This is a genomic window from Streptomyces sp. NPDC003300 (assembly GCF_040610915.1).
In the GTDB taxonomy this organism is placed as follows: Bacteria; Actinomycetota; Actinomycetes; order Streptomycetales; family Streptomycetaceae; genus Actinacidiphila.
In genome coordinates, this window is the sequence record NZ_JBEXNE010000011.1 from 205,676 (window position 1) to 226,675 (window position 21,000).

Below are 21,000 nucleotides of genomic sequence, written 5' to 3' on the forward strand. Positions count from 1 at the left end.
GGTTACGGGCGCACGCCACGTTGACGGTGTACGTCGTCGGGGCCGCGCGCCCCGCGAAACCCCCGGCTCGGGGAGTCCCGGCTCCGTTTGACGCGGGTAGTTATACGACCCACAATCATTGTTATGACTACAACCAATTCGGCATCCGGCAAGCGCGTCCTGCTCATCGGCGCCTCCCGCGGCCTCGGCCTCGCCCTCGCGCGGGAGTGGCAGCGCGAGGGGTGGCACGTCGTCGCGACCGTGCGCGGCACCCGGCGGACGGAGCTGCACGACCTCGCCGAGGCGCACCCGGACAGCGTCGAGATCGAGACGGTGGACGTCACGGTTCCCGAGCAGGTCACGGCGGTGCGCGAGCGGCTGGAGGGGCGCGTCTTCGACCTCCTCTTCGTGAACGCGGGCGTCACGAACGAGCCCGAGGGGACGGTGGCGGAGACGTCGACCGAGGAATTCGTGCGGGTCATGGTGACCAACGCGCTGAGCCCGCTGCGGGTCGTCGAAACGCTCTCGGACCTCGTGACCGGGACCGGCACCATCGGGGTCATGTCCTCGGGCCAGGGCAGCGTGGCCAACAACGAGCGCGGCGGGCACGAGGTGTACCGGGGCAGCAAGGCCGCGCTGAACACCTTCATGCGCAGCTACGCGGCGCGGCACGAGGGCGAGTCCCGGCCGCTGGTGCTGATGGCGCCCGGCTGGGTACGGATCGGCGTCGGCGGACCCGGCGGGCGGCTGACCGTCGAGGAGAGCATTCCGAACGTCGTCAGGACGCTCGACTCCCTCCGGGACAGCCCCGGCCTGCACTACGTCGACTACCTCGGCAACACCGTCGCATGGTGACCCCGCCCCCGGACCCGGCCCCGACATCGGCCACGGACCCGGACGCGGAACCCGCCGCCCCCTCCGCCGAGACGGTCTGGGCCCTCATGCACGGCTTCGTCGAGGCCCACAACCGCCACGGCGAGCTGGCCGAAGCCCTCGGCTTCCGGCTCGGCGCCGGACGCGGCAAGGCCCTCTTCCTCCTGCGCGACGCGCCCCTGACCCTCACCCAACTCGCCGCGTCCATCGGCGCCGACGCCCCCTACACCACCCTCATCGTCGACAAACTCGAATCCCACGGCCTGGTCGAACGCCTCCCCCACCCCGCCGACCGCCGCCGCAAGCTCGTCACCCTCACCCCGGCGGGCCACGACGCCATCGCCACCGCCGACGCGATCCTCCACCGCCCCCCGCCGGCCCTCTCCGCCCTCTCCCGGAAAGACCTCGCCCACCTCACCGCCCTCCTGACCCGCCTCACCTCCGCGATGAGTTCCGGGCCCGCCCCGAGTCTCCTGTAGTGACCGCCGCCGGAAATCCGGCGCCGGACACGGCCGAGAACACTCACGACAGAGCGCGGAGGACATCGTGGCGAGCACCCAGGGCGAAGCGGGCGGCGGACGGCCGCCGGTGGTGGACATGGAGACGTGGCAGGCGGCGCGGGACGAGCTGCTGGTCAGGGAGAAGGCCCATACGCGCGAGGGGGACGCCATCGCGGCGGCGCGGCGCCGGTTGCCGATGGTGGAGTTCGACGGGTCGGTGGAGGTGACGGGCGCGCAGGGCCCGGTGCCGTTCAGGGACCTGTTCCAGGGGCGCAACGAGCTGCTGGTCTACAAGCACATGTGGCACGACGGGGCGCCCCACCAGGGCCAGTGCGAGGGGTGCACGGTCACGGCGTGGCACATGAAGGACGCCGCGTATCTGAACGCGCGCGGCATCTCGTGGGCCGTGCTGACGACGGGACGATGGGAGGAGGTCCCGCCGTTCGTGGAGTTCATGGGCTACACCGAGCCCTGGTACTCGGTGCGCGACGTGGCCGCGCCGGTCGGCGGGGCGATGGGCCACCTCACCTCCTACCTGCGCGACGGCGACCGTACGTTCCTCACGTACGACACGACGGGCCGCGGCACCGAGGCGGCCAGCGGGAGCTTCGCGCTGCTGGACATGACGCCGTACGGGCGGCGCGAGGCGTGGCAGGACACGCCGGAGGGCTGGCCCGAGGGGAACGGTCCGTGCTGGTACTGGCGCGCGGACGTGGACGGGAACGCGACCTGGGGCCCGACCGGCCGGCCCGTACCGCAGTGGACGCGTCCCGGCGTGACCGCCGAGCAGACCCTGGGCCGCGGCGGCGAACACCACTGATGCGCCGCGGACGCCGTTGACGCGCCCGCCCGCACGCCACCCCGCCCCCGCCCCCCACTTCCGTGAGACGAAAAACAGATAAGGCAGGTTGATAAGGTAGCCTTAGCATATGAACGAGGATCTGGACCCCGCAGCCGTCGCCGCCTCCCTCCTGACCGGCGTCGGCGCACTGGTGCGCCGCGCCCGGCAGGTGCCCACCGGCGGGGGCCTCACCATGCCCGAGCGGACGGCGTTGTCGCTCCTGAACCGCTCGGGCCCCACGACCTCCTCCGCCCTGGCCCGGCAGGTGCAGATCACCGCCCAGGCCATGGGCACCACCCTCGCCGGACTGCGGGACCGCGGCCTGGTCGACCGCGGCCAGGACCCGGACGACGGCAGGCGCGTGGTGCTGACGGTGACCGAGGCGGGCCGGCGGGCACTGGAGGACAAGCGCAACGCGCGCACCGAGCAGATCACCCGGGCCCTGACCAGCGGCGCGTTCACCCCGGCCGAACTGGAACAGCTCGCGGCGGCGGCCCCTCTGCTCGACCGGCTGGCCCAAGCCGTCTGACGCGACGGACCCCGCCCGAGGACCCGTCGGGAAGCCCCCGGACGCGACAGGAAGCGAGCCGATGTCCCATCCCTCCCAGGCGCTGGGCGACCGGTACAAGTGGACGGCGCTGACCAACACCACCGCCGCCGTCTTCATGTCCGCGCTCGACGGCTCGATCGTCCTGATCGCGCTCCCCGCCATCTTCCGCGGCATCCACCTGGACCCGCTCGCGCCGGGCAACATCGCGTACCTGCTGTGGATGATCATGGGGTACCGGCTGGTCCAGGCCGTCCTCGTCGTCACCGTCGGCCGCCTCGGCGACATGTACGGCCGGGTCCGTATCTACAACTCCGGTTTCGCCGTCTTCACCTTCGCCTCGATCCTGCTCTCCTTCGACCCGTACGACGGCGGCCACGGCGCGATGTGGCTGATCGGCTGGCGGGTGCTGCAAGCCGTGGGCGGCTCGATGCTGACGGCCAACTCCGCCGCGATCCTGGTCGACGCCTTCCCCAAGGAGCAGCGCGGCTTCGCGCTCGGGATCAACCAGGTCGCGGCCCTGGCCGGGATGTTCATCGGCCTGGTCGCGGGCGGCCTGCTCGCCGCGTGGGACTGGCGCGCGGTGTTCTGGGTGAACGTGCCGGTCGGCGTCTTCTTCACCCTGTGGGCGTACCGCACCCTGCGCGACACCGGAAAGCGCGGCGGCGGCCGTGTCGACTGGTGGGGCAACATCACCTTCGCGGTGGGCCTGAGCGCGGTGCTGATCGCGGTCACCTTCGGCCTCCAGCCCTACGGCGGCCACACCATGGGCTGGACGAATCCGCTGGTCGTCGCCCTGGTCGTCGGCGGCCTCGCCCTGCTGGCGGCGTTCGTCGTCATCGAGAGACGCGCCACCTCGCCGATGATCCAACTGGGGCTGTTCCGGCTGCGGGCCTTCACCTTCGGCAATCTGGCGGGCCTGGCCATCTCGATCGGCCGCGGCGGCATGCAGTTCGTGCTGATCATCTGGCTCCAGGGCATCTGGCTGCCGCTGCACGGCTACGACTACAGCGACACACCCCTGTGGGCGGGCATCTTCATGCTGCCGCTGACCGCCGGTTTCCTCGCCGCGGGCCCGGTCTCCGGCTATCTGTCGGACCGGATCGGCTCCCGCGGCCTGGCCACCGGCGGCGCGCTGCTGTTCGGCGCCAGCTTCCTCGGCCTGATGCTCCTGCCGATCGACTTCAGCTACTGGATCTTCGCGCTGCTGATCGCGCTCAACGGGATCGCGAGCGGCATGTTCGCCTCCCCCAACTCCTCCTCGATCATGGGCAGCGTGCCGGACGAGCTGCGCGGGGTCGCGTCCGGCATGCGGGCGACCTTCCAGAATTCGGGCACCGCCGTGTCCATCGGCGTCTTCTTCTCCCTGATGATCGCCGGACTGGCCAGCAGCCTCCCGCACACCCTCACCAGCGGCCTGCGGCAGCAGGGCGTACCGGCGCACGTCGCGGCCCAGGTCGGCGGCCTGCCCCCGGTCTCGTCCCTGTTCGCCGCGCAGCTCGGCGTCAACCCGGTGCAGCACCTGCTCGAACCCACCGGCACCCTGGCACGTCTGACGGCGGCGCAGCGGCAGACGCTGACCGGACACGAGTTCTTCCCCGACCTGATCTCGGGGCCCTTCCACTCCGGCCTGGTCATCGTGTTCGCCTTCGGCGCCGTCCTCGCCTTCCTCGCCGCCGTCGCCTCGATGCTGCGCGGCGCCAACCCCGCCGCTCCCGGCCGCGAGCGCCGGAAGCGCGAGCACCAGCCGTCCACGGCTCCCTGACGCCGCCGACGGCCCCTCACCCCAGGAGAGACACATGCCCCTGCTCGGCCGACTCCTCAGCAACCGCAAGTCGGGCGACGCCCACGCGGCGTGGCACCTGCCCAACCTCCAGGGCCCCGACCTGCTGACCCTCACCAGCGAGGACTTCACGGACGGCGGCCCCCTGCCGCTGGAGCAGTGCGCGAAGAACGTCGGCGGCGCCGACCTCTCCCCGCGCCTGGCGTGGACCCCGCTCCCGGACGGCACCGCCCAACTCCTGCTGTCCGTCGAGGACATCGACGTCCCCATGTCCAAGCCCGCCGTGCACTGCCTCGCCCTCATCGACCCGGCGACGGCCGGCCGCCTGGACACCGGCGCCCTGTCCGCGCGCCAACCCGCCCCGGGCGTACGGGTGCTGCGGTCGACCATCGGCCGCGGCTACCACGGTCCCGCGCCGATCAAGGGCCACGGCCCGCACCGCTACGTCTTCCAGCTCTTCGCCCTCGCCGCCCCCGTGACCGACGGCGCCCCGACCACGAAGGACCTGACCCGCGCGCGCCCTCGTACCGTCCTGCCCGCCGTCGCCTCCCCCGTCCTCGCCCGCGGCCGGCTGACCGGGGTGTACGAGCGCTGACCCCGGCCGGCCGCGGCCTTGTGATCCACACTCTTGACGGCATATCGGCGCGTCATATGCGCATTTCGGGCGAACGGCTGTAATTCTGGCGGCCGTTGCGTCGCTCTCCGTCTCCCCCCGCCCGGACCGTCCCGTCCGGGCGGCGAGCGACGCGTGCCCGCCTCACCCAAGGAGCGCAGATGTCCCTGTCCCGTGCCGTGTCCCGCACCCGGTCCCGCCTTCTGGCGGTGCTCAGCGCCGCCGCCGTCGCGAGCGGGCTCGCGGTCGCCGTTCCGGCGGCGCCCGCCGCGGCGGCCGGTTCGTTCGTCGTCAGCGAGGCCCAGTTCGGCCAGATGTTCCCGGCGCGGAACTCCTTCTACACCTACCAGGGCCTGGTCCGCGCGCTGGACGCCTACCCCGGCTTCGCCCGCTCCGGCGACGGCTCGTCTCGCAAGCGCGAGGCGGCGGCCTTCCTGGCCAACGTGAGCCACGAGACCGGCGGCCTGCGGTACGTGGTCGAGCAGAACACCGCCAACTACTCCCACTACTGCGACCGCGGCCAGCCCTACGGCTGCCCGGCCGGCACCGCCGCCTACTACGGGCGCGGCCCTCTCCAGTTGAGCTGGAACTTCAACTACAAGGCCGCCGGTGACGCCCTCGGCATCGACCTGCTGCACAACCCGTCCCTGGTGCAGCGCGACGCCGCCGTGTCCTGGAAGACCGGGCTGTGGTTCTGGAACACCCAGAGCGGCGCCGGAAGGATGACCCCGCACAACGCGATGGTCAACGGCAAGGGCTTCGGTGAGACCATCCGCAGCATCAACGGCGACCTCGAATGCAACGGCAAGAATCCGGACGAGCGCAACGACCGCATCAACCTCTACAAGAATTTCACCCGTCTCCTCGGCACCGACGTCGGCGGCGGCAACCTCTCCTGCTGACCCCCTTGCCGGGGCGGCTGGCCGGTCTTTTGAGGCGCGCGCCTCTGTGCAGTTCTTTCCGCCAGGACGGCCGGCCGATCTTTTCAGGGGCGCGCCCCTCGGCGGTTCCCCTGCCAGGACGGCTGGCCGGTCTTTTCAGGGGCGCGGGGAACTGCGCGACCAGCCCCCACCGGGCTGTCAGCCCGAAAACAACAGCGTCTGCCCCGCTGGGGCCGGTTCTCAAAGGCGCACCACCGCGCGGGCTGAGCGCGCAGTTCCCCGCGCCCCCGGTGGGCAACCTCCTGCGCAAGGGGAGGGCACAGGGGCCGCGCCCCTAAAAGCATGGCCCTGCGCAAGGGCACCGTGGGGCTACTTGGGGGAAAGGTGGCATATGCGCGTAGGGGAGGAGGCCGGGGTGGTAGGGATCAGGCGTCCCTGTCCCCCAGGTCAACAGGAGTTTGAGCATGCGGAAGTTGCTCGGTCGGACGGCTGCGATCACGGCGCTGGCAATACTTTTGCTCGCCTCTGTGTCAGGCCCGGCCTCGGCCGCCGGACCCGCACGACAGGGGCGGCCCTCGGCGATGGCCGACGAGTGCTACCGGCACCACGGCGTCTGGTACTGCGCGGACGGCTGGGACTGGTATCCCGACCGCCACAGCACGGGCCCGGTCCTCTGACGAGGCCCCGCGGAGCCGGGCCGGGGCCCGGCGCCTGACCGCCGGGAAAGCCCGGCCCGCAGGGCCGCACCGTACGTCCCGGATCCCGTCCCCACGGTCCGGGACGCACGGCTGTCCGGCTGTCAGTGGTCGCCCCTAGAGTCGGGCGCATGGCGATGCTTCCTAACCCCCTGCCGCGACTCGCGGAGTTGGACCTGCGGCTGCCCGCGGGCACATTGGTCGACACGACGTTCGAGGGCCGCTGGCACGAGCCGCTGCTGTGGATGGCGGACGGCCCCGCGGCGGACGGCGCGTGGGCGAGCCTGCTGCCCGCGCGGGCGGCGGGCCTGCAACCGCTGCTGATAGAGGCGAGCGCGCCGTACTCGAAAGGCCCGGTGGACTGGCAGTTGATGCCCGACCACGCGTCGTACGCCGGGGACCACGACGCCGAGGAAGTGCTCGCCGAGTTCTGGGCGGCCCTGATCGAGGAGGACGCCGAGGACGTCGAGGAGGACGACGTCCTCGCGCCGTACGGCGCGGCGTGGCCGGGCCTGGCCCCCGCCGCGAAGGCCGTGGACGACCCCGACGACCTGGCCGCCGAGGTCACCGCCGACATGGTCGGCTCCGGCTGGCTGGAGAATCCGCGCGCGGCCCTGGTCCACGCCCGCCGCAGCGCCGACATACCCGCAGCGATCGGCTGGAGCGGCCCGCTCAACTACGAGAGCGACCCCGCCCGTCTGTGCGCCGTGCTCCGCTCGTGGGAGGACCGGTTCGGCATACGCGTCATCGCCCTCGCCTTCGACCGCCTCACCGTCTCCGTCGCCGCGCCCCCGAGCACCCAGGAAGAAGCCGAGGCCGTCGCCGCCGAGCACTACGCCTTCTGCCCGGACAACATCGACCAGGGCACCTACGAGACGCTGCGCGAGTACGCGGAGAAGGCCGTCCTCGACGTCCACACGTGGTCCTTCTGGTGGGACTGACGCCCGGTCAGCGGGCGGCGAACTCGCACCACACGATCTTGCCGGGGTTCCGCTCCCCCACGTCCCACTTGTCGGCCAGCGCGTCGACCAGGACGAGCCCGCGCCCGGACTCCTCCTGATCGCGCTCACGCCCCGGCCGGTCGGCCAGGTGCGGACGGCCGCCGCCGCTGTCGTGCACCTCGACCCGCAAGGTGGTGCCGAGGTCGCGGCGCAGCAGTAAGAGGAAGCCGCGCCCCGGGGGCACGCCGTGCAGCAGCGCGTTGGTCGCCAACTCGCTCACACACAGGAGGACTTCGTCCTCCCGGCTCTCGAACCCCCACGCGGTGAGGGCTTCCCGCGCGAACTCCCGCGCGGCGGGGACCGAGCGCCGTTCCCGACGGTAGAACCGCTCCCGGCGGTCCAGGTGCTGGACGTCTTCGTTCATGAAGCTCAGCGTCGCGCAGCGTGTTCGGGGTGTACTAGACCTGTTACTCGTACATGTCGCGTGTACGGGTAACGGCCGATACGGGTCGGGTGGAAGTGGGGTAGTTACGGTCGTATGCCACCACGCAAACGGCAGCAGTCGCCGAAGCAGAAGAAGAACAAGTCCGCGTTCCAGTCCGTGGGCGCACTCTTAGCCCTGTTCCGCATCGCGGCGGGTTACACGCAGGCGGAGTTGGCCACGCTCATCATCGTCAGCGAGAGCAAGCTCGCGTCAATAGAGCAGGGACGGCGTCCGCTCGTGCCCACCCTGGCCCAAGAGCTGGATCGCCTCCTCGAAACGAAGGGCGCCTTGGAGGTCGCGGTGGCGCACCTCCCAGAGGTAGACGTGTTCCCGGAGTGGGCAGCCGAGTACATGGACTACGAGCGCGAGGCGGTGACCCTGTGTTTCTACGCGAACCAGGTACTGCCCGGACTCCTCCAGACCGAGGAATACGCCCGAGCGGTTTTCCGCAGCCGAGTTCCCGTACTCGGTGAGGACGAGATCGAGTTGCAGGTAGCAGGTCGCGTGGACCGGCAGGACATCCTCCAGCGCAAGGACCCGCCGTCCGCGAGCTTCATCATCTGGGAGCCCGTCCTGCATGACCGGCTTGGCGGCGACGAGGTCTACCGGAACCAACTCCGGCATCTACGCGACTCAGCGGACATTCCAGGCGTCGCCCTCCAGATCATGCCGCTCGGCCGAACCACGCACGCCTCCCTCGACGGCCCATTCGTCCTGATCGAGACGCCACACCACGAGCACCTCGCCTACGCTGAAACCCAGCGCGGCAGCCAGCTCGTTCACGACCCAAACGAGGTCAGCATCCTGGCTCGCAAATATGCGATGCTGCGTACTCAGGCCCTCAACTCCGAGGAAACGAAGGGCCTGTTGGACCGGCTGCTAGGAGAGTAATGAGCGCCCCACTGAAGTGGTTCAAGTCCAGCTACAGCGGAAGTGACGGCGGGAACTGCGTCGAGATCGCCTACGCGTGGCGTAAGTCCAGCTACAGCGGAAGTGAAGGCGGCGAGTGCATCGAGGTCGCGGCTCACCCGGCCGCCGTGCACGTGCGGGACTCCAAGGACCCCCAGGGTCCGAGCCTCACGTTCACCCCGGCCGCATGGGCGGCCTTCGCCACCTTCGCCGCGACCGCCACCGCCACCGCCACGGCGGCGCCGGGTTCCGATATGACCGATAAAACGCCACTTCTTTAGGACATTCCTAAAAATTACCCGGGGGTAAGGTGGGCGGAATCCCCAATTCGCCTCAGTTCACCTCTAGGACACCCCACCTATGAGCACCGTTGTTCGCGGAGATGCCGCCCCCACCGGCTCCGCGCCGCTGCCCGACCTCGCACCGGTCCCTGAGCCCGCCGCCGGAGGCAAGGCCGGGAGCGGGGCACCGCAGCCGAAGAAGCGGCTGTACGTGCTGGACGGTCTGCGGCTGATAGCCGCGCTCATGGTGGTCGCCTACCACTACATGGGCTTCGACGACTGGTTCGAGTCCCCGTGGGGGAAATCCTCGCGCGCGGTCTTCCCCGGCGTCCACGAGGTGGCCGGGTACGGATGGCTGGGCGTCGAGCTGTTCTTCCTGATCAGCGGGTTCGTCATCTGCATGTCGTGCTGGGGGCGGACGCCGAAGCAGTTCGCCGTGTCGCGGTTCGTCCGGCTCTATCCGGCGTACTGGTTCGCCATCGCGGTGACCACGACGGTGCTGGTGACGCGGCCGGGGGGAACGACCCTTGCCGCGAGCGACGTGCTGACGAATGTCACGATGTTCCAGGAGCTGCTGGGCGCGCAGGACGTGGACGGCGTGTACTGGTCGCTCTGGGTGGAGCTGCGGTTCTACCTGCTGTTCATGGTCGTGGCGATGATGGGGCTGACCTACAGGCGAGTGGTCACCTTCTGCATCGTCTGGCTGCTGCTGGCCGGAATCGCGCCGCAGTCGGGGATCGATCTGCTGCAGTTGATGATCGTTCCCCAGTACGCGGCCTTCTTCGTCAGCGGCATCGTGATCTACCTGATGCACCGGGTGGGGCCCACGCCCATACTGTGGCTGCTGCTGGGGGCGTCCTGGCTGATGGCACAGAACCAGCTCACGGATCTGGTGGCCAGCGCCGAGGCGTCCACCCACACCAATCTGTCGTGGTGGTGGTCGCTGGCCGTCGTGAGCATCTTCTACGGTCTCGTCCTGGGCGCCGCGCTCGGGAAGCTGAACTTCTTCAACTGGCGCTGGCTGACGGTCGCCGGTGCCATGACGTATCCGTTGTATCTGCTGCACGAAGACATCGGGTGGGAGATCATCCGGCACACGCACGGGGTGCTCCCGGCCCGCATCCTGGTTCCGGCGCTGGTCGCCGTGATGCTGCTGGCGGCCTGGCTCGTCCACACATACGTGGAGACGCCCCTGGCCAAGGCGCTGAAGAACTGGCTGCTGCCCAAGAAGCCGGCCAAACCGGCCAAGCCGGTCCCCGCGCCGACAACCGGGCCCGACTCGGAAGCGACCGCCGGGTAGCACCAGAAAACCCACCGGACTCGGGCGTATCTCCGCGTATCGCCTTGGACGAAACCGCGCACCGCCGGTTACCGGCGGTGCTACGGTCTGCCAATCGTCCGCCGCTTTCGGGGCGTACAGGCACCGGAGAGCACCAATGCAGAGCCGTATCTCCTCAGGTCCATTAGCCTCCACTCCCCCGCTCGAATCGGGCCCGCCTGCGTCCGATCACCTTCTGCGCGGATTTCGGCAGTCGGAGTTATCCCGAAGGGCCAGACCGCCCGCTTCCCGTTATGCCGTGGACTTCGCGGTACGGGTCGCGCTCATGTCCGCCGGATACGTTCTGGTACTCGCCTTCGCACGGTCGCCGTTCGTCTCGCCCGGCGGTATCGCGTGGTTCGGCGGAATCACGCTTTTCGCACTGGCGTCCGTTTCCATGGTCGGGTCCTGGTTCCACGACGCGGTGCACGGAAATGTGCGCGGCGGCCGGTGGAGGTCGGAAGCCGTACTGCGTGCGGGGTCGGCGGCGATCGGCCTCGGGCCGCGCTGGTGGTTTCACAAGCACGTGCGGTTGCACCACCGGTACGTGGGAAATCCGGCGTTCGACCCGGACATCCAGTTCAGCTGGTTCGGGCGGGTGACCGCCGAGCAGCCGTGGCACGCCCTGCACCGCGCGCAGCACCTCTACATGTGGCTGCTGCTGCCGTTCTCCACGCTGAACATGCTCAAGCCGAGCGAGCTGTGGACGACACGGCAGGCGGTCGTCCGGCGGGTGGTCGGGCCCCGGGGGCGCGGCTGGCCGTGGTTTCTGCTGGCCGACAAGTACCTGCCGCACGCCGTTGTCTGGATTCCGGTCTTCCTGGTGCTGCCGACGCGCCGGGCACTGCTGACGTATCTGCTGTTCCACTTGATATCCGGGACCTTCGTCTCGCTGATCACCCAGGTGCAGCACAATACGGATCTGGCCGAATACGGTCCTTCCGTCGACGGAACGGAATCGCTTTCCGCTCAGCTCTCCCGGTCCACCGACGTGGGCGGCGGCCGGGGATTCTGGTACTGGCTCAGCGGCGGCACGACGTATCACTGCGTCCATCACCTCGCGCCCACGCTGACCTTTCCCGAACTCCCGGCGGCGACGGAACGGCTCGTCGCCCTGCTCGCCGGAACCGAAATGGCAGTACGGACGCATCCGTCGATGTGGGCGGCCGTGAAATCGCACGGCCGGCTCATCCGGGCGCTTTCCGTGCCGGAGAGCGGCACGGGACAGAGCGGCACGGGACAGAACTGCGCGGGAAAGAACTCCGCAGGACAGAACCCGGCACCGCAGGACACCGCTGGACACGGGGGGAAACTGTGACCGCACCGACCACCGGACCGATTCCCGCGCCGACCGCCGGGGGCGCCGGAGGCGTGGGGGGGCCGACCCCGGTCCCGCCCCCTGGCCCGCCTCCCACGCCCGTCCCGATCACCTCCGAAGCGCTGAACATCAAGCCCTTCCTCGTCGAGCCGATCCTCGTCTCGCGGCTGCTGAAGAAGCGGTCCGTGACGCCGGGCCCCGCCGGCAGCCCCGAGGACGAGCGGTCGCCGTACGTCGTCGCGATCTGGGCGGTGCTCCTCGCCTGCCTGCTCGTGTCCTGGTCGGCGCTGATCATGAACTCGTTCTACCGGCCGCACTGGGACCTCAGCGTGCTCTCGGACGTGTGGTCGTTCCTGTCGCGGCGCGAGAGCGCGGACCCGGACGCGAACGCCGTACCGTTCCTGCGCGACTACCCCTCCTGCATCCTGACCTTCTCGATCGCCTGGTCCGTCCCGCTGGTCTACGGCATCTTCCGCAGCCTCCAGACCCTCCACGAGAGCCTGGACAAGTCCGGCTGCATCCGCTGCGACGACCAGGCGCGCGCCCACCTGAAGTCGGCCGTGGACGACCTCAACGCCAAATACGCCAAGCACGGCAAATACTCCTGGCTGGTGCTGCTCGGCATCGTCGCCGTCGTCACCGGCATCAACCTCCGCCTCCAGGGCCACCTCTTCCACTTCCTGGGCTCCGACGCGCTGTACGACCAGTGGTGGGGGCGGGCCGCGCCGGTCACCTTCGGCGGCGTGGTGTGGATCTTCATGGGCACGGTCGGGATGTACATGGCGTACGCGGAGGGCGTCGTCGGCATCCACTACGTCAAATTCCTCAAGCAGTTGAAGAACGAGTACAAATTCGGCACCAACCCGCTCAACCCCGACAACTTCTACGGCTGGGCGAAGCTGCGGCAGGCGGTGTCCAACCTCCAGGGGGGACTCACCTGCACCTTCGCGACGTCCTTCGCCATGTTCTTCTTCCTCCAGCCGGCCATCGGCACCTATCCGACGCTGTTGTGCCTGGCGGCTTTCGTGGGCATGGTGCTCTATGTGTTCATCGGCTCGATGACGCACATCAGGCGGCAGGTGCGGGTCGACCGCAAGGAGCAGATCGACCAGATCATCGCCGCCATGCCGGACCCCGACTCGACCGATCCGTCCGCCGGGGTGCGCTACCTGGTGGCGCTGCAACGCCTGCGCGACGTACAGAAGTTGCCGTCCATGCCGATCCGAAACGGCCTGCTGTTCGCGGGCGCGTTGTCCGTCCTCGCGCCGACGGTCGCCATCGCCGTCCAGGTCATCAAGCTCATCAAGCCGTAGCCGTAGCCGTAGCCGCTGGCCGTGGTCGCCATCCCCGCGATCACCGTACTCACCGTAGTCAAGGAGCCCCCGATGCTTTCGGTCGCTGTTCAAGGTGGCGCGATGCGGTCCATCTACGCGCTGGGGGTCGTCCGCGGCATGGTCGACCTCGGCATCCACAGCAAGGTGGGTTCCGTGCACTCCTCCAGCGCCGGGTGCGTGGCCGGGGCGGTGCTCGCCGGGCAGGCGCGGGCCGACGACGCGCCGGACCTCACCGGGCTGGTGAAGACGTTCCTGGACGACCTCAGCGGCCGGAACTTCATCGACAGCAGGCGCGTGACGAAGATGGTCGACGTCGACCTGCTCGTCTCCGTCATCCGCGAGCAGACCGGGCTCTCGGTGGCCAGCCTGACCAAGCACGCGCTGACCTTCGAGGTCGCCGTCACCAACGCGGTCACGTCCATCGCCGAGTACTTCGACCTCGGCCGGTGCACCTCGGACGCCGAACTCTTCGAGGTGCTGCGGGCCACCATGGCCATCCCGGTGCTCTACCACCGGCGGGTCCGGCTGCGGTCCCAGACGTACGTGGACGGCGGCATCTCCGACCCGCTGCCGCTGCTGCGCGCGCTGGCGCGCAATCCGAGCGCCGTCATCGCCGTCTCCACGGTCGGCGCGGGCTCGCTCGGCCACCACCTCAGCGGCAAGGAGGCGCTGGTCATCCGTACCGCGCCCGGCATATCCGCCCCGGTGCGCGGCCTGATGCTCGCCTACAACCCGCTGGCGCGGGTCTCCGAACAGATCATGGTCCAGGGCTCGTTCGGGTCCGTCCCGATCCACCGCGTCACCCCGTCCGACCCGGACGTCCTGACCAGCCGGACGGAGACCGACCGCAAACGGCTGCTGCGGGCCGAGGAGTTGGGGTACGCCGACGCCCTGGCGGCGCTGTCCGACTGCGAGTTCGAGGACTTCTCGGAGGCAGGGGCGGGCTAGGGCCTGTCCGGCGGGCCCTAGAGCCGCTGGGCGGCCTCGGTCGCCCAGTACGTGAGGATCATGTTCGCGCCCGCCCGGCGGATGGACGTCAGCGTCTCCATGATCGCGCGGTCGCGGTCGATCCAGCCGTTCGCGGCGGCGGCCTCGACCATCGCGTACTCACCGGAGATCTGGTACGCGGCGACGGGCACGTTCACCTCGTCGGCGACGCGGCGCAGCACGTCCAGGTAGGGCAGCGCGGGCTTGACCATGACCATGTCGGCGCCCTCCTCCAGGTCCAGCGCCAGCTCGCGCATCGCCTCACGGAGGTTGGCCGGGTCCTGCTGATACGTCTTGCGGTCGCCCTTGAGCGAGGAGTTGACGGCCTCGCGGAAGGGGCCGTAGAAGGCGGAGGCGTACTTCGCGGTGTACGCGAGGATCGCCACGTCCTGCTTGCCGATCTCGTCCAACGCGTCGCGTACGACGCCGACCTGACCGTCCATCATGCCGGAGGGGCCGACCACGTGGACGCCCGCGTCGGCCTGGACCTGGGCCATCTCGGCGTAGCGCTCCAGCGTGGCGTCGTTGTCGACGCGGCCCTCGGCGTCGAGCACGCCGCAGTGACCGTGGTCGGTGTACTCGTCCAGACACAGGTCGGACATCACCACGAGCGCGTCGCCGACCTCGGACACGACGTCGCGGATGCCGAGTTGGAGGATGCCGTCGGGCTCGGTGCCCTGGCTGCCGACCGCGTCCTTCACCTCGGGCACACCGAAGAGCATGATGCCGCCTACCCCGGCCGCCGCCGCTTCCGCCGCCGCCTTGCGCAGCGAGTCGCGGGTGTGCTGGACGACGCCGGGCATGGAGGAGATCTCCTGCGGCGCGCTGATGCCCTCGCGGACGAACATCGGCAGGATCAGCTCCGCCGGGGACAGCCGGGTCTCGGCGACCATGCGGCGCATCGCCGGGGTCGTCCGCAGACGTCGCGGGCGCGCGCCCGGAAACTCGCCGTACCGGCTGCTCATGGCTGCGCCGCCTTCCCGTGGGTCCGAACCCGTGGAGATCGAGGCACCCTCACGATCGAGGGCTCTCTCCCACGGTACGCCCGCTCCCGGTGTGCTTTTCCCGACGCCCAGTCGGCTCCGCAAAGGCCCGCGGCAATGCGGAGGAGAAGAAGATCCGTTCGCTTCCGCGCCGCGCAATTCGTCGGCCGCCGCCGTATCCGCGGAAAGGCGCCCACCGGAAATTCGGGCGTTGCCGACGGGCCATCGGCGTCGCGGCCCAGGGGGTGTCGCGGCCTGGTGAATGCGCCTTGCCGATGCGGGCCGGGCTCACCCGGAGAAGAAGCGCGCCTCCGGGCAGCGGTGCGAGGGGCGGTCGTAGCCGGGCGAGGCGAGGTCGTCGTAGAGCGTGGTGCCCATCGAGCGCGGGTCGCCCGCGCCGGGCGAGCAGAGGACGACCGGGTACGGGCCGCGGGGCACGAGAAATCCCCGGTGGGCAATTGCCGACCGGGGATCGCCACGCGTATATTGGTTTCTTCTGCGCGCATTCAGCGCACATAGGAAAGGCCCCGATCACGGGGCCAACAAGAACAACCATATCCGACGGGGAGCCGTTTTGTCAAATCGGGAAAGCGTCGAATTGCGGGAAGAGCAGGAATTCATCGACCGCGTCCACGCGCGGGTCGACGCGCTGCGCGGTGTCGCGGCGCAGGGCGTCGAGGACGCGCTGACGCCGGTCGGCACCGGCCTCCAGGCGCGGCTCGAACGCGACATCCGGGTCGCGGAGCGCTCCGGCCTGCTCGCGGCGCTGAACGCGGTCGACGGTTCGCTGTGCTTCGGCCGCGTCGACCGCTCCGACGGCGCCACGCACCACATCGGCCGGATCGGCATCCGCGAGGACGACGCCGACCGTACGCCGCTGCTCATCGACTGGCGCGCGCCCGTCGCCCGCCCCTTCTACCTCGCCACCGGGCACACCCCGATGGGCCTGCGGCGCCGCCGCCACATCGCCAGCGAGGGCCGCACCGTCACCGAGCTGCACGACGAGATCCTGGACCTGGCCGACGGCGAACGCACCGGCTTCGAGGACCCCAACGGCGACAGCGTGCTGCTCGCGGCGCTCAACTCCGCGCGCACCGGCCGGATGGGCGACATCGTGCGGACCATCCAGGCCGAGCAGGACACCATCATCCGCGCCCCGCACCGGGGCGTCCTGGTCGTGGAGGGCGGCCCCGGCACCGGCAAGACCGCCGTCGCCCTGCACCGGGCCGCCTTCCTGCTGTACGAGCAGCGCGAACTGCTCTCCAAGCGCGCGGTGTTGATCGTCGGCCCCAATCCGGCGTTCCTGCGCTACATCGAAGAGGTGCTGCCCGCGCTCGGCGAGACCGGCGTCCTGCTCGCCACCCAGGCCGAGCTCTTCCCCGGCGTCCACGCCACCGGCACCGACACGCCGCGCGCCGCCGCCGTCAAGGGCGGCGAGGAGATGGCCGAAGCGCTGGCGACGGCCGTCCGCGACCGGCAGCAACTGCCCGAGCCCGGCGCCCCGTTGATCATCCGGCACGACGACGGCGACCTCATCCTCGACTGGGAGATCGCGTACGAGGCCCGGCAGGCGGCCCGCGACACACTGCTGCCGCACAACCTCGGCCGCCCGCACTTCGTCTTCCGCGTGATCGACGCGCTGACCGCTCAGCTCGCCGAGCGGATCGGCGCCGACCCGTACGGCGGGCCCAACTTCCTCGGGCCCGACGACATCGCGCTGCTCGGCCGGGCCATCGCGGCGAGCAAGGAGGTCCACGCCGCCGTCGACGAGTTGTGGCCGCCGCTGACCCCCGAGGCGTTCCTGGCCGACTATCTGGCCGCGCCGGTGTACCTGCCCGCCGAGGACGCCGACGCGATCCGGCGCCCGCGCCCCGACAACCCCCTCGACGCCCCGTGGACGCCCGCGGACGTCCCCCTGCTGGACGAGGCCGCCGAACTCCTCGGCGTGGACGACAGCGCCCGGCTGGCGGCCGAGGAGGCCGTACGGCAGGAGCGGATCGCCTACGCGCAGGGCGTGCTGGAGCTGTCGCGGGGCTCGGAGTCGTACGAGTTCGAGGACGAGGAGTCCGAGGTCCTGGCCGCGCACGACATCATCGACGCCGAGCGGATGGCGGAGCGGCACGAGGAGGACGACCACCGCAGCGCGGCCGAACGCGCCGCCGCCGACCGCACCTGGGCGTTCGGGCACATCATCGTGGACGAGGCGCAGGACCTGTCGCCGATGGCGTGGCGGCTGCTGATGCGCCGCACCCCGACGCGTTCGCTGACGCTGGTCGGCGACCCGGCGCAGACGTCGGAGGCGGCGGGCGTCGGCTCGTGGGAGAACATCCTGCGGCCGTACGTCGGGGACCGCTTCGAGCACGTCACGCTGAAGGTCAACTACCGTACGCCCGCCGAGATCATGGAGCTGGCGGCCAGGGTCGTACGGGCGCAGGACCCGCGGTACGTCCTGCCGGTGTCGGTGCGGTCGACCGGCGAGCGGCCGTGGACGCGGGACGCGGGCGGGGACCTGGCGGGGACGGTCGCCAAGGCCGCCGCGGAGCTGACGCCGCTGCCGGGGCAGGGCCGCCTGGCGGTGATCGCGCCGCGCGAGCTGCACGAGGAGATCGCCGCCGCGCTGGACGGTGTCACGGCGGGCGAAGCGCCCGACCTGACCCGGCCGTTGGTGCTGCTGGCCCCGCGCCAGGCCAAGGGCCTGGAGTTCGACCATGTGCTGGTCGTGGAGCCCGCCCGGTTCGGATCGAGCGACCTGTATGTGGCGCTCACCCGCGCCACGCAGCGCCTGGGCGTCGTCCACCGGGAGCAACTGCCCCCGGCGCTGCGGTAGTCGTGGGCCCGTGCGGCCCACCAGGTCCTCGACGCGGGCCCTGGGTCCGGGCCCTGGGTCTGGGCTCTGGACGCGGGCCTCAGATCCGGGCCCTAGACGCGGGCCCTTCTGCGCGAGCCGGGACGGCGCTCGCTGGGACGGGTCACCGGGTCGCCCGCCTCCTCGGCCGCGACCCGGCGGGCCGTACCGAAGTCGGCGAGGGCCTGCGCGAGGGCGAGCACGGACGGCTCGGGCGACATGACGTCCACCCGCAGCCCGTGCTCCTCCGCCGTCTTGGCGGTGGCGGGCCCGATGCAGGCGATCACGGTGACATTGTGCGGCTTGCCCGCGATGCCGACGAGATTGCGCACGGTCGAGGACGAGGTGAACAGCACCGCGTCGAATCCGCCGCCCTTGATGGCCTCACGGGTGTCGGCGGGCGGCGGCGAGGCGCGCACGGTCCGGTAGGCCGTCACGTCGTCCACCTCCCAGCCCAGCTCGACCAGTCCGGCCACCAGCGTCTCGGTGGCGATGTCGGCGCGCGGCAGGAAGACGCGGTCGATCGGGTCGAAGACCGGGTCGTACGGCGGCCAGTCCTCCAGCAGCCCGGCCGCGGACTGCTCGCCGCTGGGCACCAGGTCCGGCTTGACGCCGAACTCCACCAGCGACTGGGCGGTCTGCTCGCCGACCGCGGCGACCTTGATACCGGCGAAGGCCCGCGCGTCGAGCCCGTACTCCTCGAACTTCTCGCGCACCGCCTTGACGGCGTTCACCGACGTGAAGGCGATCCACTCGTAGCGTCCGGTGACCAGGCCCTTGACGGCCCGCTCCATCTGCTGCGGGGTGCGCGGCGGTTCGACCGCGATGGTCGGCACCTCGTGCGGCACGGCGCCGTACGAGCGGAGTTGGTCGGACAGCGACGCCGCCTGCTCCTTCGTGCGCGGCACCAGGACCCGCCAGCCGAACAGCGGCTTGGTCTCGAACCACGACAAGTGCTGGCGCTGGGCGGTGCGTTCGCCGACGACGGCTATCGCGGCGATCGGTCCCTCGGGCGTCGGCAACGCCTTGGTCGCCTTCAGCTCCGCGGCGATGGTGGCCAGCGTCGCGGTCCAGGTGCGCTGCCGGGTGGTGGTCCCGGCGACGGTCACCGACAGCGGGGTGTCGGGCTTGCGTCCGGCGGCGATGAGTTCCGCGGTGGCGATCGCGACGGTCTGGAGCGTGGTGGAGACCACCAGCGTCGCGTCGCTCGCGCCCACCTCGTTCCAACAGCGGTCGCCGGCGGTGGCCGCGTCCACGAAGCGCACGTCACTGCTCAAGTGCACGCCCGCGTAGGCGGGTACGCCGACGGCGGCGGCCACGCCGGGCACGACCTCGAAGGGGATGCCCGCGTGGGCACAGGCCAGCATCTCCTCGGCCGCGGACGAGTCGAGGCCGGGGTCGCCCGCGACCGCACGGACGACCCGCTTTCCGGTCCGCGCGGACGCCATGACAAGCTGGGTGGCAGCAGCCGAGACAGCGGAGATGTCCAACACCTCGCCGTCTGCGGCGGGTTGGGCCGTGCCCACGTCCGCGCGGGCGTGCGTGCGGACCACGTCGAGCACCGGCGCGTCGCCGACCAGCAGGTCGGCACGGGCCAGCGCCTCCACAGCGCGCAAGGTCAGCAGCCCGGGGTCTCCGGGCCCGGCACCGAGGAAGGTGACGTGGCCGGAAGAAGGTCGGTTGGAACCGGCGGTCCCGGCGGTGTTCGTCGTTGCAGCGACGGCGGCGGGGTTCAAAGTGCGCGCTCCCCCATAAGACCGGCCGCACCCTTGGCGAGCATCTCGACGGCCAACTCGCGCCCGAGGGCACGCGCTTCGTCGTCGGACGCCGGTACGGGGCCGGTGATGGACATCTGCACCAGTGAGGCGCCGTCGGTCGTGCCGACGACACCGCGCAGGCGCAGCTCGGTAGTCTGCCCGTCGGCCACGAGGTCGGCGAGCGCGCCCACAGGGGCGGAGCAGCCGGCTTCGAGGGCGGCGAGCAGGGATCGCTCGGCGGTCACGGCGACCCGGGTGAACGGGTCGTCGAGCTCGGCGAGCTGTGCGGCCAACTCCTGGTTGGAGGCGGCGCATTCGACCGCCAACGCTCCCTGGCCGGGAGCGGGCAGTACGGCGTCGGCAGCGATCAGCTCGCTCGCCTCCGCGAGCCTGCCGATACGGTTCAGCCCGGCGGCGGCCAGTACGACCGCGTCGAGCGTGCCGGAAGTAACGTACCCGATGCGGGTGTCAACATTGCCACGGATCGGCACCGTCTCCACGGCCCTGCCGTGTGACCGTGCCCACGCGTTGAGCTGCGCCATCCGTCGCGGGGAGCCCGTGCCGACCCGCGCTCCGTCGGGCAGCGTCTCGAACGTCAGGCCGTCGCGGGCCACGAGTGCGTCCCGCGGGTCCTCCCGTACCGGGATCGCCGCGAGCGTCAGGCCGTCCGCCGCCGCGGTGGGCAGGTCTTTGAGGCTGTGCACCGCGAAGTCGATCTCGCCGGCCAGGAGGGCGTCCCTCAGGGCCGACACGAAGACGCCGGTGCCGCCGATCTGGGCCAGATTCTCGCGCGAGACGTCGCCGTACGTGGTGATCTCGACCAACTCGACCGGGCGGCCGGTCAGTTCCGTCACCTGGGCGGCGACCATGCCCGACTGCGCCATCGCCAGCTTGCTCCGCCGGGTCCCCAGCCGAAGGGGCTGCGCCCCGTGCGAGGAGGGTGCCCCCTCGACGGCTTCCTCGCGCACGGAGGGTGCCCCCTCGGGGGCGTGGGGCACCGCGGCCTCAGCCGCGGCGGCGCCGCTCGTCTGCGCCGGGTCCAGCGGGGCACTGCCGGTTGTTCCCGGACCACCGGCCGTCACCGGCCGGCCGCGCAGTTCCCCGCGCCCCTGCGGGGCACGTCCAGCCGCG

The 21,000-nt window shown here is 70.9% G+C and carries 20 protein-coding genes; 15 read left to right on the top strand and 5 right to left on the bottom strand.

Annotated features, from left to right (window positions below):
- The first annotated feature begins 123 nt into the window (after window positions 1-123).
- The 8 genes from ABZX65_RS18760 (at window position 124) to ABZX65_RS18795 (ending at window position 7,653) form a co-directional block, all read left to right on the top strand.
- Window positions 124-834, top strand: a complete 711-nt coding sequence (locus ABZX65_RS18760) for an SDR family oxidoreductase (RefSeq protein ID WP_355340621.1) — start codon at window positions 124-126, stop codon at window positions 832-834.
- Window positions 828-1,331, top strand: a complete 504-nt coding sequence (locus tag ABZX65_RS18765; RefSeq protein ID WP_355340624.1) for a MarR family transcriptional regulator — start codon at window positions 828-830, stop codon at window positions 1,329-1,331. The genes ABZX65_RS18760 and ABZX65_RS18765 overlap by 7 nt, the downstream gene beginning before the upstream one ends.
- A 67-nt stretch (window positions 1,332-1,398) precedes the next feature.
- Complete coding sequence (locus tag ABZX65_RS18770) at window positions 1,399-2,172, top strand: DUF899 family protein (protein WP_355340627.1); 774 nt, start codon at window positions 1,399-1,401, stop codon at window positions 2,170-2,172.
- 109 nt (window positions 2,173-2,281) lie between these two features.
- Window positions 2,282-2,722: a MarR family transcriptional regulator gene (locus ABZX65_RS18775; protein WP_355340630.1), complete on the top strand. Its 441-nt coding sequence runs from the start codon at window positions 2,282-2,284 to the stop codon at window positions 2,720-2,722.
- A 61-nt stretch (window positions 2,723-2,783) separates the two neighbouring features.
- Window positions 2,784-4,505 (top strand): MFS transporter, encoded by a 1,722-nt coding sequence (locus ABZX65_RS18780; RefSeq protein WP_355340633.1) that lies wholly within the window; start codon window positions 2,784-2,786, stop codon window positions 4,503-4,505.
- Between the two features lie 34 nt (window positions 4,506-4,539).
- Window positions 4,540-5,118, top strand: coding sequence for a YbhB/YbcL family Raf kinase inhibitor-like protein (locus ABZX65_RS18785; RefSeq protein WP_355340636.1), 579 nt, complete (start codon window positions 4,540-4,542; stop codon window positions 5,116-5,118).
- A gap of 179 nt (window positions 5,119-5,297) precedes the next feature.
- Complete coding sequence (locus ABZX65_RS18790; protein ID WP_355340639.1) at window positions 5,298-6,038, top strand: chitinase; 741 nt, start codon at window positions 5,298-5,300, stop codon at window positions 6,036-6,038.
- An 805-nt stretch (window positions 6,039-6,843) separates the two neighbouring features.
- Window positions 6,844-7,653 (top strand): DUF4253 domain-containing protein, encoded by an 810-nt coding sequence (locus tag ABZX65_RS18795; RefSeq protein WP_355340642.1) that lies wholly within the window; start codon window positions 6,844-6,846, stop codon window positions 7,651-7,653.
- A gap of 7 nt (window positions 7,654-7,660) precedes the next feature.
- Here ABZX65_RS18795 and ABZX65_RS18800 read toward each other — a convergent pair whose 3' ends face one another.
- Entirely contained in the window at window positions 7,661-8,077 is a 417-nt protein-coding gene (locus tag ABZX65_RS18800) for an ATP-binding protein (RefSeq protein ID WP_355340645.1), read from the bottom strand.
- Between the two features lie 114 nt (window positions 8,078-8,191).
- Here ABZX65_RS18800 and ABZX65_RS18805 point away from each other — a divergent pair, with 114 nt between their 5' ends.
- The 6 genes from ABZX65_RS18805 (at window position 8,192) to ABZX65_RS18830 (ending at window position 14,245) form a co-directional block, all read left to right on the top strand.
- Complete coding sequence (locus ABZX65_RS18805; protein ID WP_355340648.1) at window positions 8,192-9,028, top strand: helix-turn-helix transcriptional regulator; 837 nt, start codon at window positions 8,192-8,194, stop codon at window positions 9,026-9,028.
- Window positions 9,028-9,327 carry a DUF397 domain-containing protein gene (locus tag ABZX65_RS18810; protein ID WP_355340651.1) on the top strand — a complete coding sequence of 100 codons (300 nt, stop codon included), beginning with the start codon at window positions 9,028-9,030 and terminating at the stop codon, window positions 9,325-9,327. The genes ABZX65_RS18805 and ABZX65_RS18810 overlap by 1 nt, the downstream gene beginning before the upstream one ends.
- A 79-nt stretch (window positions 9,328-9,406) precedes the next feature.
- Window positions 9,407-10,627, top strand: coding sequence for an acyltransferase (locus ABZX65_RS18815; protein WP_355340654.1), 1,221 nt, complete (start codon window positions 9,407-9,409; stop codon window positions 10,625-10,627).
- A gap of 136 nt (window positions 10,628-10,763) precedes the next feature.
- Window positions 10,764-11,963: a fatty acid desaturase gene (locus ABZX65_RS18820; protein WP_355340656.1), complete on the top strand. Its 1,200-nt coding sequence runs from the start codon at window positions 10,764-10,766 to the stop codon at window positions 11,961-11,963.
- 53 nt (window positions 11,964-12,016) lie between these two features.
- Window positions 12,017-13,276 carry a hypothetical protein gene (locus tag ABZX65_RS18825; protein ID WP_355340659.1) on the top strand — a complete coding sequence of 420 codons (1,260 nt, stop codon included), beginning with the start codon at window positions 12,017-12,019 and terminating at the stop codon, window positions 13,274-13,276.
- Window positions 13,277-13,348: 72 nt separating this feature from the next.
- Window positions 13,349-14,245, top strand: a complete 897-nt coding sequence (locus tag ABZX65_RS18830) for a patatin-like phospholipase family protein (RefSeq protein WP_355340662.1) — start codon at window positions 13,349-13,351, stop codon at window positions 14,243-14,245.
- A 17-nt stretch (window positions 14,246-14,262) separates the two neighbouring features.
- On the opposite strand, the gene hemB is transcribed toward ABZX65_RS18830, so the two are convergent.
- Window positions 14,263-15,249: a porphobilinogen synthase gene (hemB, locus tag ABZX65_RS18835; RefSeq protein ID WP_355340664.1), complete on the bottom strand. Its 987-nt coding sequence runs from the start codon at window positions 15,247-15,249 to the stop codon at window positions 14,263-14,265.
- A gap of 306 nt (window positions 15,250-15,555) precedes the next feature.
- The gene (locus ABZX65_RS18840; protein WP_355340667.1) at window positions 15,556-15,705 is read right to left on the bottom strand and encodes a hypothetical protein; all 150 of its coding nucleotides are present in this window, start codon (window positions 15,703-15,705) and stop codon (window positions 15,556-15,558) included.
- 160 nt (window positions 15,706-15,865) lie between these two features.
- Here ABZX65_RS18840 and ABZX65_RS18845 point away from each other — a divergent pair, with 160 nt between their 5' ends.
- The gene (locus ABZX65_RS18845; RefSeq protein ID WP_355340743.1) at window positions 15,866-18,094 is read left to right on the top strand and encodes an AAA family ATPase; all 2,229 of its coding nucleotides are present in this window, start codon (window positions 15,866-15,868) and stop codon (window positions 18,092-18,094) included.
- 92 nt (window positions 18,095-18,186) lie between these two features.
- On the opposite strand, the gene ABZX65_RS18850 is transcribed toward ABZX65_RS18845, so the two are convergent.
- Both ABZX65_RS18850 and hemC read right to left on the bottom strand, forming a co-directional pair.
- Complete coding sequence (locus ABZX65_RS18850) at window positions 18,187-19,848, bottom strand: bifunctional uroporphyrinogen-III C-methyltransferase/uroporphyrinogen-III synthase (protein ID WP_355340670.1); 1,662 nt, start codon at window positions 19,846-19,848, stop codon at window positions 18,187-18,189.
- On the bottom strand, window positions 19,845-20,837 hold the full coding sequence (gene hemC / locus ABZX65_RS18855) for a hydroxymethylbilane synthase (RefSeq protein WP_355340673.1): 993 nt from the start codon (window positions 20,835-20,837) through the stop codon (window positions 19,845-19,847). Before hemC ends, ABZX65_RS18850 begins: the two co-directional genes overlap by 4 nt.
- Window positions 20,838-21,000 lie beyond the last annotated feature (163 nt).